This window comes from Caballeronia sp. SL1002, assembly GCF_057814995.1.
Window position 1 is genome coordinate 536,696 of the sequence record NZ_JBYMUW010000003.1, and the last position, 13,641, is coordinate 550,336.

General features: G+C 61.9%; 11 protein-coding genes and 1 pseudogene. 5 read left to right on the forward strand and 7 right to left on the reverse strand.

What is annotated here, in order from left to right; all coding sequences use genetic code 11:
- Positions 1 to 90: 90 nt before the first annotated feature.
- The 6 genes and pseudogenes from AC3D25_RS19865 to AC3D25_RS19890 form a co-directional block, all read right to left on the reverse strand.
- Entirely contained in the window at positions 91 to 1,008 is a 918-nt protein-coding gene (locus AC3D25_RS19865; RefSeq protein WP_488890159.1) for a LysR substrate-binding domain-containing protein, read from the reverse strand.
- 106 nt (positions 1,009 to 1,114) lie between these two features.
- Entirely contained in the window at positions 1,115 to 1,774 is a 660-nt protein-coding gene (locus AC3D25_RS19870) for a M24 family metallopeptidase (protein ID WP_488890160.1), read from the reverse strand.
- Positions 1,775 to 1,908: 134 nt separating this feature from the next.
- Complete coding sequence (gene msrA, locus AC3D25_RS19875; RefSeq protein WP_488890161.1) at positions 1,909 to 2,412, reverse strand: peptide-methionine (S)-S-oxide reductase MsrA; 504 nt, start codon at positions 2,410 to 2,412, stop codon at positions 1,909 to 1,911.
- Between the two features lie 123 nt (positions 2,413 to 2,535).
- Complete coding sequence (locus AC3D25_RS19880) at positions 2,536 to 2,928, reverse strand: DUF779 domain-containing protein (protein ID WP_488890162.1); 393 nt, start codon at positions 2,926 to 2,928, stop codon at positions 2,536 to 2,538.
- An 80-nt stretch (positions 2,929 to 3,008) separates the two neighbouring features.
- A pseudogene (gene adh / locus AC3D25_RS19885) lies at positions 3,009 to 3,800 on the reverse strand (aldehyde dehydrogenase); the annotation flags it as partial.
- A gap of 4 nt (positions 3,801 to 3,804) precedes the next feature.
- Positions 3,805 to 4,860: a Rieske 2Fe-2S domain-containing protein gene (locus AC3D25_RS19890; RefSeq protein ID WP_488890163.1), complete on the reverse strand. Its 1,056-nt coding sequence runs from the start codon at positions 4,858 to 4,860 to the stop codon at positions 3,805 to 3,807.
- Between the two features lie 325 nt (positions 4,861 to 5,185).
- Here AC3D25_RS19890 and AC3D25_RS19895 point away from each other — a divergent pair, with 325 nt between their 5' ends.
- Positions 5,186 to 7,363: a TonB-dependent receptor gene (locus AC3D25_RS19895; protein ID WP_488890164.1), complete on the forward strand. Its 2,178-nt coding sequence runs from the start codon at positions 5,186 to 5,188 to the stop codon at positions 7,361 to 7,363.
- 80 nt (positions 7,364 to 7,443) lie between these two features.
- Here the strand turns inward: AC3D25_RS19895 and AC3D25_RS19900 are convergent, their stop codons facing one another.
- Positions 7,444 to 8,469, reverse strand: coding sequence for an SGNH/GDSL hydrolase family protein (locus AC3D25_RS19900; RefSeq protein ID WP_488890165.1), 1,026 nt, complete (start codon positions 8,467 to 8,469; stop codon positions 7,444 to 7,446).
- 240 nt (positions 8,470 to 8,709) lie between these two features.
- Here AC3D25_RS19900 and AC3D25_RS19905 point away from each other — a divergent pair, with 240 nt between their 5' ends.
- From AC3D25_RS19905 to AC3D25_RS19920, 4 genes are all read left to right on the forward strand, one after another.
- Complete coding sequence (locus tag AC3D25_RS19905; RefSeq protein WP_488890166.1) at positions 8,710 to 10,662, forward strand: methyl-accepting chemotaxis protein; 1,953 nt, start codon at positions 8,710 to 8,712, stop codon at positions 10,660 to 10,662.
- A gap of 131 nt (positions 10,663 to 10,793) precedes the next feature.
- On the forward strand, positions 10,794 to 11,501 hold the full coding sequence (locus AC3D25_RS19910) for a CsgG/HfaB family protein (protein ID WP_488890167.1): 708 nt from the start codon (positions 10,794 to 10,796) through the stop codon (positions 11,499 to 11,501).
- Between the two features lie 25 nt (positions 11,502 to 11,526).
- A complete protein-coding gene (locus tag AC3D25_RS19915) occupies positions 11,527 to 12,054 on the forward strand; it encodes a hypothetical protein (RefSeq protein WP_488890168.1) in 528 nt (175 codons plus the stop codon).
- A gap of 161 nt (positions 12,055 to 12,215) precedes the next feature.
- Positions 12,216 to 13,496 carry a hypothetical protein gene (locus tag AC3D25_RS19920; protein WP_488890169.1) on the forward strand — a complete coding sequence of 427 codons (1,281 nt, stop codon included), beginning with the start codon at positions 12,216 to 12,218 and terminating at the stop codon, positions 13,494 to 13,496.
- Positions 13,497 to 13,641: the final 145 nt, after the last annotated feature.

Consider the following 13,641-nt stretch of genomic DNA (forward strand, 5'->3'; position numbering starts at 1 on the left):
CGCGACGCACGAGCACTGCGCCATCTCCGCTATTTCAAACTCGGCTGTCAGTTCTGAAAAACAGAAGGAAGGGCGGCGGATATCCGCATTTCAGATGCCCGCTTTCGCATGCGTGCGGGTGTGCTCGCGAGCGACGACGAGGAAGTTCTGCGCCGTCTCGGATTGCGTCAACCCGCGCCGCCAGGCGATGCCGATATCCACCTTCGGCATTTCTTCCATGATGTTGCGCACTTCGAGCCGGTCGCCGTCGAGCGACCACGGGCGGTACAGCATGTCGGGAAGGATCGAGAGGCCCGCTCCCGTGGCGACGAGGCTGCGCACGGCCTCCACCGATGCCGTTCGCATCGTCACGTTCGGCTTGAGACCGGCGGCGCGCCAGTAGGCGGTGGTGTTGTCGTCGAGTTCGTCCACCTTGAGCATGATCATGGCTTCGTCGGCGATCTCGCTCAGCGAAATGCTGCCCAGGCCGCGCAGTGCGTGATTGGCCGGCAGCCACAGCCGCCATGCCGCGCTCACGAGCGACTCCGTTTCGATTGCCTGCGTATTCTCGATGTTCGACACGATCAGCACGGCTACATCCAGTTCGCCGTTCACGAGCAGATGCTCGATATAGTCGCGCTGATCTTCGATCACGTGTACCTGAACCTTCGGGAATACGCGCCGGAAGTGATCGAGCAGGTAAGGCAGGAAGTAACCGGTCATCATCGTCGTGACGCCAATGTTCAGGCGCCCGGTCATCGTGTCGGGACGCGACGACATAGCCTGCTGCGCGTTGCGGACGGCGGCGAGAATCTGATGAGCGTGGCGCAGAAACTGGTGTCCCGCGTGCGTGAGGACCATGCCGCGCGCGTGGCGGACGAAAAGCTGCGCGCCAACCTCGGTTTCGAGGCTCTTGACGGCATCGGTGATGACCGACTGCGAGATATTCAGCGACTGCGTCGCGCCGGTGATGGACTCGGCTTCAGCGACGGCAATGAAGTAGCGCACGCTGCGGAGAGAGAGGCTCATGGGACTTCGGCGGGTCGTGGAAGTCCGACTATAGCCGAGCCAAAAACGGCGGCCCCTTCGAGGCTGGGCCGAGTTCTGGAATGGCCGCGTTGGCTCGTTCAGCCGCTTACACGAGCAGGTCTTCGTAGAACGCGCCGAACTTGCGCGCGGGGTGCGCGAGCTGGATCTCCAATATCCACAGACCGGGATTCGGATTGCCCTCGAAGTCGCCTAGATCGCCGGCCTTGAAAATTGCGTGAGGAAAGTCGCTGACGCGATGTCCCTTGATGTCCAGATTCAGCCGCCATCCGAGTTCGTCCGCACGGGCGGCGGCGTAGTCGTACAAGGCTTTGCCGCCCGCGCCGGTGACGCGCCAATGCGCCTCGACATCGTCGAACACGATCTTGGCGGCATCGGCGCAGGCTTTCATCTCGGCGTCGTGGCCGACCACAAAAGTCGCGCCTGCATCGCCTTCGTGCGCATCCCAGACCACGCCGAGGTCCACGAAAAAGATATCGTTCTCGCCGAGTCGCGGGTCGCCGTTGGAACGCTGCTTGAAGGTTTTCAGCGTGTTCTCGCCGAAACGGACAAGAATGGGATGCCAGATACGATCCATGCCGAGGTCTGTCAGTACCCACTTGCATTCGGCGTTTGCTTCGGATTCGAGCATGCCCGGCTGAGCGATCGCACCCATCTTTTCGACGACTTCCCAGGTCTTGTCGCGAGCGTATTTCATCGACTCCAATACGTACCGGTTCCCCACTGCCTGCCAGTTTGCTGTCTGCATGGAAATGCTCTTACGTTGTATCGAATGGAATATATCGATCGCGGCAAGGCGTGTCCATCGCCGAACCGCCCTATCGCTTGAGCAACATTCCCCGATCACGCGCGCGTCGATTCCAAGCCGCCCCTAGCCTTGGCTCAACGCTCGGGCAATTTCCAGTCCGGTCGGACGAAGTGACACGTATAGCCGTCGGGCAGGCGCTCCAGATAATCCTGGTGTTCCGGCTCGGCCTCCCAGAACGGTCCAGCGGGGACGATCTCGGTCACGACCTTGCCCGGCCAGAGATCGGATGCATCGACGTCCGCCACCGTGTTCACCGCGACTTTCTGCTGCTCGTCGGTGAGATAGAAAATGGCCGACCGATAGCTCGTCCCGACATCGTTACCTTGCCGGTTACGCGTGGTCGGATCGTGGATCTGAAAGAAGAATTCGAGAATCTTGCGGTAGCTGATCTGTTCGGGATCGAACACGATCTCGATGGCCTCGGCATGCGTGCCATGGTTCCGATAAGTCGCGTGAGGCACGTCGCCGCCCGTGTATCCCACGCGCGTGGACAGCACGCCGGGGTATCGCCGAAGCAGGTCCTGCATACCCCAGAAGCACCCGCCCGCCAGCAGAGCGGTTTCAGTCTGCGTCGTCATTTGGTTCACTCCGTTAGCGTGTCCTCTGTCGAGCACACGGGTCTCAAGTCAGGCTCGCTCGCCAAGCCAGGGGCGAGCCCAAAGTCCCATGTTACCGGAGGTCGCGCAAACGTTCAGACGCGTTCAGTTCACACCATGTTCGACGGGATGCTCCGCGAGCCATGCCGATTCCGTGTCGTCGAAGAGCCGCGAACGCGTCAGGAATCGCAACCCCGACGGCCGTTCGAGTGAAAACATACCGCCGTTGCCCGGCACGCAATCGATGATGAGTTGCGTGTGCTGCCAGTACGCAAACTGCGATTCGCTCATGTAGAACGGCACGTCGGCAATGACGCCCAGCTTGACGTCCGACGGCCCGACCATGAACTCGCTGACCAGAAAGCACATTGGCGCGCTGCCGTCACAACATCCGCCCGACTGGTGAAACAGCACGTCACCGTGCTCAGCCTTAATCTTGCCGATCAATTCAGCGGCAGCGGGTGTGACGAGCACGCGCGAGACTTCTTCGACACTCATGGAAAACTCCTGTTTGTCCAAGCGCCTGAAAGCGAAAAAGCCGCCGCTCATCGCGGCGGCTCGCTGCGAAAACTGTTCCGTCAGAAGAAACCGAGCGGTTTATCGCTATAGCTTACCAGCAGGTTTTTCGTCTGTTGATAGTGATCGAGCATCATCTTGTGATTCTCGCGGCCAATGCCCGATTGCTTGTATCCGCCGAACGCCGCGTGTGCGGGATAGGCGTGATAGCAGTTCGTCCACACGCGGCCGGCCTGAATCTGGCGACCGAATCGATAAGCGCGCGTACCGTCCCGCGTCCAGACGCCCGCGCCCAGTCCGTACAGCGTGTCGTTCGCGATTTCGAGCGCTTCGTCTTCGTTCTTGAACGTGGTCACCGACACCACCGGTCCGAAAATTTCCTCCTGGAAAATACGCATCTTGTTGTGACCGCGGAACACGGTCGGTTTGATGTAGTAACCGTTCTTCAGCTCGCCATCGAGTTGATTGCGCGTTCCGCCCGTGAGGCACTCGGCGCCTTCCTGTTTGCCGAGGTCGAGATAGGACAGGATTTTTTCAAGCTGTTCCTGTGAGGCTTGTGCGCCGATCATCGTCTTCGCGTCGAGCGGATGGCCCTGAACGATTGCTTCGACGCGTTTCAACGCGCGCTCCATGAACCGGTCGTAAATTTTTTCTTCGATCAGCACGCGCGACGGACACGTACAGACCTCGCCCTGATTCAGCGCGAACATGGTGAAGCCTTCGAGCGCCTTGTCGAAGAAACTGTCGTCGCGGTCCATGACGTCGGCGAAAAAAATATTCGGACTCTTGCCGCCGAGTTCGAGCGTCACAGGATAGATCACGCATTCCCAAACTTTCATGATGTGTCTTCCTGTTCCGTCAGCGCATGTAGGCCTGTCCCAGCCCGATCTCCGACAACGCGCGGCGATACGCACCGGACGAGCGGTCAGCGAGGATCGGCGCTTCCGCCGTTCTGTCGACCGGCAGATCCTCCGGCCGCTGAAGTTCGACGATCGCCCGGTCTTCTTCGAAGACCTGGCGGTTGAACTCATACACGTCTTCCAGCGGCAAGTGAGTGTCGAAGTTTCTGGCGATCGGCACGAACAGCCGCGTCTTGCGCGCGGACACCGGACACGCGGCGTTCAGAATGGAGAGACGCCCGTTCTCGGGAAAGTGCACGGTCAGGCGCGCAGCGAACGGCACGTCGACTTCGAATATGCGTCGCCACAGGAAGCCTTCCGGCGCGCGATGCTGCATCGACTTCGGAAAGTTACTGACGGTGCTCACATATTCCGCGTGCATGCCGCGCTCGCGCCGCTCGACGGAATATTGCGGCACCACTGCGTTGCGACGATCGGCAAAGCTGCCGTGATGAATCCAGGCGAAATGCGCGACGTCGATAAACCCTTCGGTCTGCCTGCCCGCCGACGCATCGATATCGATCGACGGCGGCAGGATCTGCTGGAATCCGGCGGTGTTCCACGCGGGGAAATCGGGTAACGGCTGCGTCCCGCCGCCCAGCGAGACCCACACGAGTCCGTAGGCCTCTTGCGCCGCATAGTTCATTAAATGCAAGCGATCCGGAATCGCCCCGTCCGACTGTGACGGGATGAATTTGCACTTGCCGTCGGCGCCATACGTGAGTCCGTGATACGGACAAACAATGTGACCACCTTCGACCCATCCACGGCTTAACGGCGCACCACGATGCGGACAGATATCCCGCGCCGCCACGACCTGTCCGTTTGACCGAAAGAGGACCAGCGGTTCGTCGAGCAAGGTCGCCGCGAACGGTTTGCCGGCGATATCAGAACTGAACGCGACGGGGTGCCAGTATTGACTGAGGACGGCCCAGTCGTGCGGGGCAAAGGTACAGTCGCGCGGCAATTGGGGGGAACGCTGAAACGTCAGCGGCGATGCATTTGGCGTTGCCATGCACGTCTCCATATTCTTGGAAGTTTTCGCAGCCCGATGAACGGCGACTGCGTGGAGACAACGATAGCCGCCGGTCCTTCGCGTTCCAATCCGCGTCCGGACATTGACTTCATATCGAACATGCAATGGCTGGATCACGCCGGCAACACCGCCTTCGCGTCGTCGCGCAACAACAACCCTGAGCCAAAGAATTTTTTATACCACCCGTTTAACAACTTATTTTACAATTGCAAACGATTCGTATTTACGCTGCCAAACGGCTCATCTAATCCATTCCAGAAAAAGACTTCAAGGCTCTATGTCACAACGGGGAACGCAGCAAAAAATGGGTCGGCGCACTGTGGTGGCTGGAGCAGTCGAACGCCTTTTCTTGATGGGATGGGTCGCCGTAGCGGCGATTCCGACGAGCGTCTACGCGCAGAGCGCCGACGCGACCGATGCAACCGACGCCGCCGCATCGCAAGGAGCGACGCTGCCCGCCGTGGTGATCAAGGCGACGGCCGCGCCCGGCGAATTGCCCGCGCCGTACGCAGGCGGACAAGTCGCGCGAGGCGGCAGTATCGGCGTGCTGGGAACGTCGAACGTGATGAACCAGCCGTTCAACACGACCAACTACACCGAGCAGATGATCCAGGACACGCAAGCCCGGACGCTCGGCGATGTCGTGGTGAACAATGCGTCGGTGCGGACCGAGCAAAGCAGCGGCGGTTTCGGCGATGTGTTCCAGATCCGCGGCTTCGACGTGCAACCGACCGACGTCGCGCTGAACGGCCTGTACGGCATGGTGTCGGCCGCACGCGTGCCGGTCAATCTGCTGGAGCGAGTCGAGGTGCTGCAAGGACCGGGATCGCTGATGTACGGCATGGGACCGGCGGGCAGCGTCGGCGGCGCGATCAACATCGTCACCAAGCGCGCCGACGATACGCCGCTCACGCGCCTCACGGCGCTGTATCAGTCGAAGGGACAGTTCGGCGTCGCCGCCGACATCGGCCGGCGCTTCGGCGATGAAGGCCAGTGGGGCATCCGCTTCAACGGGCAGATCAAGGACGGACAGACGGGCATCGCGCACGGCAATCAACTGCAGGGCGACAGCGCAATCGGGCTGGACTATCGCGGCAAGCAGTTGCGCTGGTCGTTCGACGCGTACAACACGTCAGAGAACACTGACGAGTATCGTTCGCAAATCGGCTTCGGCACCGCCACGGCGGTGCCTGCCGTCCCGTCCGCGTACAACAATCTCTATCCCGGCTCGAAGCTCAAGCTGCGCGACTCGGCCGTGATGACGCGGCTCGAATACGACGTCAATCAATACGTGACCGTGTACGGCGCGGCGGGCGAGCATTACGGCACGTCGGCGCAGAATTTCCCGTCTGCAAGCAACATGACCGCGGCGGGCACGTTCGACGTGAATAACGGCTATTACGACGCGTACAGCCGCACCAAGACCGTCGATGCGGGCTTCCGCTTTCACTTCGATACCTTCGGCGTCAAGCACACGCTCGTCACCGGCGTGACGAGCCTGAATCAGGAGCAGGGCTACTTCTACGCGCTTGGAACCGCTGCGGTCGCATCGAACCTGTACGATCCCTCGCCGCTCGCACCCGTCGATTCACCGCGCGGCGACGCACAGCGCAGCACGCAGTTGCGCCTGAACAGCCAGCAGGTGATCGATACGATGTCGTTCTTCAACGACCGTCTGCTGATTACCGGCGGCTTGCGTCGTCAGACGATCGGTGTGGACAACTACGACCCGACGACAGGCGTGCAGCAAAGCGCGCTCGATCAGCAGGCGATCACGCCGCTCGCGGGCATCGTGTTCAAGCCGCTGTCGAATGTTTCCGTGTACGGCAACTTTACGTCGGGCCTCTCGAACGGCGGCACCGCGCCGTTTGGCACCGCGAACGCGGGCCAGGCGTTCGCGCCGTACAAGTCGGACCAGTACGAAGCGGGCGTGAAAGCGGACTGGGGCCGCGTGCTGACATCGGTTTCGATCTTCCAGATCTCGCAGCCGAACGCCGTCACCGATCCGACGACGCTGATCTACAGCTACAACGGCAAGACGCGCGTGCGCGGCCTCGAACTGTCCGCTTACGGCGAGGTGTTCCGCAGCCTTCGCCTGATGGCGAGCGCGACCTTCTACGATCCGAAAGTCTCGGGCACGGCGGGCGGCACGCAGGACGGCAACGTGGCGGGCGGCGTGCCGAAGTTCGCCTTCAACCTCGGCGCGGATTACGACCTGCCGTGGGTTCCGGGTCTCGGCGTGAGCGGCCGGATCATCCATACGGGCGCGCAATACTACGATTCGAGCGACGCCTTGCGCTTGCCGGCGTGGACACGTTACGACCTCGGTCTGCGCTACGCCACGCGGATCGCGGCGAAGGATGTCGTGTTCCGCGCGAACGTCGAGAATCTCTTCGGCAGCCGTTACTGGATGCAGCAAGGCACATACGTGACGAACGCCGCGCCGCGCACGTTGCTGCTTTCCGCGCAGTTCGATTTCTGAATTTTTACGATGGCGAATCGAGAAAAGCCGGACACCGTGCGTGGTGTCCGGCTTTTTTTTGTTGAAGCAAGTTGTCCCGCTCAACGACCCAGCCCGCTTGCCGCGATCTGCTGCTCGACGTATTGCGCGAAAAGCGCGTGCAGATGCGTGGTTGGATGGAGATCGTCGGCGAACATGTAGGTCTGGTCGGCATTCGCTGTCACGTACGTCGCGGGCGAGCACAGCAAAGCGGTCTGCCGGGGCGTCTTGGCGGGATCGCATGCGACCGCGGTGTTCGATACCGTGAAGCCTTTCGCCTGATAGTTCGCGACCGTCTGCGTAAGCCAGCTGTAGGAATCGACCTGGATCACCTTGCCTTGCAATCCGTCGGCCTGCAGCGCGGCGTTCAGGCTGTCGTTGAATATCTGCGACAACTGCGTGAGATTCGCACCGCCGTCCGTCGCGCTGAAACCGGTCGGCGAAAGGCCGACATTCGGCACGTTGACGACAGCGACATGCGTGGCCCCGTTCGTCACGATCTGCCCGACGATCTGCGCGAGCGCGGCCGCGGCGGTCTGAACAGTCGATGCCGCCGCTGGCAGCGCACCGGCGCGCAAAACATCGTTCGCGCCCGCCCATACCAGCACCAGCTGATTCGAATTGAAGCGGCTATGCGTCGCCAGATAGCTTTGCACCTGCTGGCTCACCGGCATTTCAATATCGCCGATCACATCGGTCAGGAAATCGTTCAGGTCCGCAGCGGTCGCGACGGTCGCGCCGCCCTCCGCGTAACCGAAACCGCTTTGCGCGGTGAGCTTGTGATCGACGCTGATGGTGAAGGCGGCGGTGAGTGTATCGCCGTAATACTGGGCCACGTTCTGCGTCCAGACCTGGCCCGGATTGGTCGTGAAGCGCCCGCCGCCCACCGCGCCGGCGATCGGCGCATACGTGCCGACGTCGGACAGGCTGTCGCCGAACGAGACGACTTGCAACTTGACGCCGCCCGCTGGCGCCGTTGCGCCGCCGTTATTGTCGCTTGAATCGTCATGCCCGCCGCCGCACGCGCTCAGCAATGCGATCAGTACGACAAAAATTGCAGCGCGTACCGTGTCGAAATTTCCTCGCATCGCTCCTCCACGCTTATTCAAACAACCAGCAGCACCGCTTCTCGGGACGTCGGTCAGCCGCTCGTTTGTGAAAGCATAAATCGTGCGCTGGGAGCGGGGTCGCATCCGATCCATTTCCGGCTCTCCTAAAGAATCGCGTTCGAACGCCGATAAGACGGGTATCCCTCGTCAAACGTTTTTCAAAAAAACGCCCACGTCTACCCCCTTTGCTCGTTTTGCGGCATCTTCGAAAGTCTCCCTATGTCCGTTGGAAAAAGCCTCAATCTGCGCATGCGGATGATGATCGTCATCGTCTCGGCCGTCCTCGCCGGATTTCTGATTAGCGTTTCGCTTCTGACCTGGCAGGCGAGCCGCGCGCAGCAATCCGTCGCGATTCTTTACGCCGAACAGCTTGCGCAATCGAACGCGAATCAGGTTCGCGCGCGGCTGGAATCGACGCTTGGCACGGCTCGCACGCTGGTTCAGACGCTCACCGGCATGCGCGCAGCCGGCAATCCCGAACGCAAGAGCGCGGACGCGATACTCAAGTCCGTCATGGAGGGCCACCCCGGCTATCTCGGCGTATGGACGACCTGGGAACCCAACTCGTTCGACGGCCAGGACGCCAGATTCGTCAATGCGCCGGGCACCGATGCCACCGGCCGCTACCTGCCGTACTGGAATCGCGGCAGCGGCACGGTCGCGCTCGAATCGGCGGTCAACGCGACGAGTTCGACCGAAAGCAGCGACTGGTACCAGATCCCGAAACGGCACGGCAAAGAGACGCTGATGGAGCCGTACCGCGATACTGTGGGCGGCCAGGAAGTGCTGATGACGAGCCTCGCCGTGCCGATGTCCATCGACGGAAAGTTCGTCGGCGTGACCGGTATCGATATCGCGCTGTCCGAACTCCAGAGCGACATCGCCCGCATTCACCCCTACGGCAGCGGTTACGCGAGCCTCGTCTCGAACACGGGCCAGTACGTTGGCGACCGCGACGCCGCCAACGTCGGCAAGCCGATCGCCCAGGCGGGCGCCAGCGCCGACGAACAGGCCGCCGTGCGCGAAGGCCGCCGTTTCGTTTCGACCGCCGACGGCGGCGCGCTCGGCCCCGTGACGCGCGTTTTCGTCCCGATCCAGATCGGCGACACCGGCACGACGTGGTCGTTCGCGGTCACGGTGCCGGATCGTGAAGTGATGGCCGAAGTCACCAAGCTGCGCTACACGGCGGCGGCGATGGGTTTGCTGAGCGTGATCGCCGTGTCGCTCGGACTTAGCGTCGCGCTCAATCGACTCGTGCTGCGTCCGCTCGGCGGCGAGCCGGCCGATGCCGTCGATCTCGCCCAACGCGTCGCGGAAGGCGATCTCAGCGTGCGGATCGCGGTCGAGCACGGCGACACGACGAGCCTCATGGCGGCGCTGCACCGAATGCAGGAACGGCTTTCGTCGGTGGTCGCCGGTGTGCGGCACAACGCGAGCGGCGTGGCGTCGGCATCGGCGGAAATCGCGCAGGGCAACATGGACCTGAGCGGGCGCACCGAACAGCAAGCGGCCGCGCTGGAAGAGACGGCGGCGTCGATGGACGAGTTCAGTTCGACGGTCCGCCAGAACGCGGAAAACGCGCGCGAAGCGAATCAACTCGCGGCGGTCGCGAGCGATGTGGCGCGGCAAGGCGGCACCGTGGTCGGCGAAGTCGTCGCGACGATGCGCGATATCAGCGACAGCTCGTCGCAGATCACCGACATCATTAGCGTGATCGAGGCGATCGCGTTTCAGACCAACATCCTCGCGCTGAATGCGGCCGTCGAAGCCGCGCGCGCCGGCGAACAGGGCCGTGGCTTCGCCGTCGTCGCATCGGAGGTACGCAATCTCGCGCAACGCTCGGCGACGGCCGCTAAAGAGATCAAGGACCTGATCGGCGTGAGCGTCGAACGGGTCGAGCGCGGCACGACGCTGGTCGATCAGGCCGGCGCGACGATGACCGAAGTCGTCACGGCAATTCGGCGCGTCGCGAGCATCATGGGCGAGATCAGCACGGCGAGCGACGAGCAAGACAAGGGCGTCGTGCAGATCGGCGAAGCGGTCAACCAGATGGACCAGTCGACCCAGCAAAACGCCGCGTTGGTCGAACAAAGCGCCGCAGCGGCGCAAAGCCTGCGCGAACAAGCCGACGAACTCGTGCGCGCCGTGGGGATCTTCCGATTGAGGGATTGATCGCCCGGTAGTACAGCCAGCCGCCCACGGAACTACGCCGGAAAGTCATCGGCCCGGGGCGGCTTTTTCACGTCGAAACGCCTCGCCTCCTGACGCTCCTCGCTGCGGTACACCGCTCGAAACGGCCCTTCATGCGCCGGCAGGTGACGCAGGGCGGCGCGTCGTTCCTCGTCAAGGCGATGCGCGATTCCGGCTGGTTCACGCCGGTCGAGCGCGAGAACCTTCAGGACCTGTTGACCGAACGCAAGATCATGCGTGCGCTGGAAACGCCCGACGACAAGAACCGCGCCGGCTCCAACGTCCCGCAGATCGGCGCGCTGGCACCGGCCAGCATCGTGCTCGAAGGCGGGATCGTCGGCTATGACTCGAATATCCGGACGGGCGGCGCGGGCGTGGCGTATCTCGGCATCTCGGCGTCGCAGCAATATCGCGTCGATCAGGTGACGGTGAATCTGCGCGCGGTGGATATCCGCAACGGCACGATCCTGAACAGCGTCTCGACCACCAAGACCATCTATTCGATTCAGATCGATACCGGCGTGTACCGCTTTATCGGATTCAAGGATTTGCTGCAGGCCGAAGCCGGCATGACGCGCAACGAGCCGCAGCAGTTGTGCGTGAACGAGGCGATCGAATCGGCGCTCGTGCATTTGATCGTGCAGGGCGTGTCGAACCAGACCTGGGCGCTCAGGGACATGAAGGACTGGTACGACCCGACGATGCAGCGCTATCTGCAGGAAAACCAGGGCTATGCGCAGACGATGGAAGAGGTGAATCCGCCGTTCGATCCGGCGAAGGTCGAACCGCCGAAGACGCTCGGCAGCAACGCGAACAGCTAAGCCAATCGAAGAGGAGGAGACCAGCATGAAAATTCCGCGCGCCTCGAAGCTCGCGCTGAGCGCGGCACTCGGCGCAGTCGTGAGCCTGTCGCTCGCGGTGTTCGCCGCCGATTTGTCGCCCGTGTCGGACCTCGGTCCGCCGGAGCCGGGTTTCGGCGGCGCGACACAAGTCGCGAGAGTGACGCAATCCGGCGCTGAAAATCGGCTCACTGGCGTACAGGCCGGACATAACGGGTTGATGGCCAATCAGGCGGGCGTCGCCAATGCGGCCGTCATGGCGCAAGCAGGAACGGACAACTGGATGGCGCTCTCGCAAAGCGGCAACGGCAACCAGTACAGCGGCTACCAGGCGGGGATGAATAACCGCTCGGTCACCGCGCAAAGCGGTAGCGGTAATGCAGCAACGGTCACGCAGATCGGTTCATCGATGTCGTCGCAGGTGTCGCAGTTCGGCACCAACGATTCGGTCACCATCCTGCAGGGCCGCAGTGGCTCCGGCCTGTCGGTCACGCAGACCGGCAATGGCGCGCGAGCCTCCGTCTTGATGAAGTAAGCGATGTTGATTCCACGGCATGTTAGCAAGGCCGGAGGAGACCAAAGCAGCAAAGTTTCGAGATTGCAGGTGTGGGGATGTGCACGGCATGGCAGCGGGGGCTGTCGTCCGTAAGGGTAACTAATCGAAGTACTCAACTATCAAATCAACGAGGATTAAAAATGAAAGTCAAGGCAATCATCATCGCTATGGGTCTGGCAGCACTGGCTTCGACGTCGGCATTCGCAGCGGACAGCTACTCGGTTGGCGAGCGCGCGAGCGTCGATCAGTTCGGCAATAACAACACGGCAAGCGTCGATCAGAAAGCGTCGCGCTACGACGACGTGAAGGTTCTGCAAACGGCCAATGGCGCGAATGCCACGGTCACGTCGGCCACGGGCGCGTTCAACAAGACCGACATCACGCAAAAAGGTGTCGGCAGCAACTCGAAGCTGAACGCAACGGTCACGCAAAACAGCGCTTATGCCGAGCAGACGCGTGTCTCGCAGACCGGCAGCAACGCGACGGCCACGGTGACGCAAACGAACTCGTCGTTCGACCGCGACGGCATCAACCAGAACGGCTCGAACAGCAAGGCGACCATCACCCAGACGGGCGCTGCCGGCAACCTCGTCAACATCGATCAAGGCATGAACAAGGCCTTCGGCAAAATCGACGGCGGCGACGCAACCGTGACGCAGACCAGCACGCGTGGCAACACCGTGCAGATCTCGCAAGATCGCGGCAACGACAAGGCGAAGGTCGAGACGACCGGCGGCGGCTTCAACAAGACGACCATCACGCAAACGGGCGGCGGCACCGACGCTTCGGTCCAGCAAAGCAACGAAGTCGCGGACACAGTTTCGGTCAAGCAAAACGGCGCGGAAATCGCGAACGTCTCGTCGACCAACGGCGGCGGCAACCACACGACCATCGACCAGAGCGGCGCCAACCTGCCGAATCTCGTGAACGTTCACCAGATCAACGCGCAAAACGAAACGACCAACGTCGTTCAAAGCGGCGCGGCCTTCAACAAGGTCTATGTCGACCAACTGTTCGAAGCGAACGACCACACGACGGTGATCCAGAACGGCAGCGAAAACACCGCTTCGGTGGCGCAGCGTTTCGGTGGCAGCAACACGGTGAACGCGCTGCAAGTCGGCAACCGCAATAGCGCCGACCTGTCGCAACAGGCTGCGCTGGAATCGTCGCTGTCGACGACGCAAATCGGCGAACTGAACACGGCGACCGCATCGCAGACGGGCTCGCGCGAAGAGTTGACGCTCGTGCAAGGCGGCTACGACAACACCGCGACTGCTTCGCAAAGCGGCGCGGGCAACGTCGGCGTGATCGCGCAAGTCGGCCTCGGCAACAGCGCTACGCTGACGCAAGTCGGCTACGGCAACTCGGCTTCGGTGAACCAGATTGGCGTGGCGAACAAGGTCACGATCGCTCAGCACTAAGTTCTCCGTTGCTTAAAGGCGGTAAGCGGGTCTCTCGGGGCCGCTTACCGCCTTTTTTTTGGCGCGTCCGATGAACGCGGCGAGGCGCGGTTGCAAAGCAAACGCCTAGAATGAAGGCCTTGTCTTTCGCGCGGATCGGCCATCC

Excerpts from the sequence above, each read along its gene's own strand:
- AC3D25_RS19865 (WP_488890159.1), bottom strand. The coding sequence starts at position 1,008 with ATGAGCCTCTCTCTCCGCAGCGTGCGCTACTTCATTGCCGTCGCTGAA.
- AC3D25_RS19870 (WP_488890160.1), bottom strand. The coding sequence starts at position 1,774 with ATGCAGACAGCAAACTGGCAGGCAGTGGGGAACCGGTACGTATTGGAG.
- msrA (WP_488890161.1), bottom strand. The coding sequence starts at position 2,412 with ATGACGACGCAGACTGAAACCGCTCTGCTGGCGGGCGGGTGCTTCTGG.
- AC3D25_RS19880 (WP_488890162.1), bottom strand. The coding sequence starts at position 2,928 with ATGAGTGTCGAAGAAGTCTCGCGCGTGCTCGTCACACCCGCTGCCGCT.
- AC3D25_RS19890 (WP_488890163.1), bottom strand. The coding sequence starts at position 4,860 with ATGGCAACGCCAAATGCATCGCCGCTGACGTTTCAGCGTTCCCCCCAA.
- AC3D25_RS19895 (WP_488890164.1), top strand. The coding sequence starts at position 5,186 with ATGGGTCGGCGCACTGTGGTGGCTGGAGCAGTCGAACGCCTTTTCTTG.
- AC3D25_RS19900 (WP_488890165.1), bottom strand. The coding sequence starts at position 8,469 with ATGCGAGGAAATTTCGACACGGTACGCGCTGCAATTTTTGTCGTACTG.
- AC3D25_RS19905 (WP_488890166.1), top strand. The coding sequence starts at position 8,710 with ATGTCCGTTGGAAAAAGCCTCAATCTGCGCATGCGGATGATGATCGTC.
- AC3D25_RS19910 (WP_488890167.1), top strand. The coding sequence starts at position 10,794 with ATGCGCCGGCAGGTGACGCAGGGCGGCGCGTCGTTCCTCGTCAAGGCG.
- AC3D25_RS19915 (WP_488890168.1), top strand. The coding sequence starts at position 11,527 with ATGAAAATTCCGCGCGCCTCGAAGCTCGCGCTGAGCGCGGCACTCGGC.
- AC3D25_RS19920 (WP_488890169.1), top strand. The coding sequence starts at position 12,216 with ATGAAAGTCAAGGCAATCATCATCGCTATGGGTCTGGCAGCACTGGCT.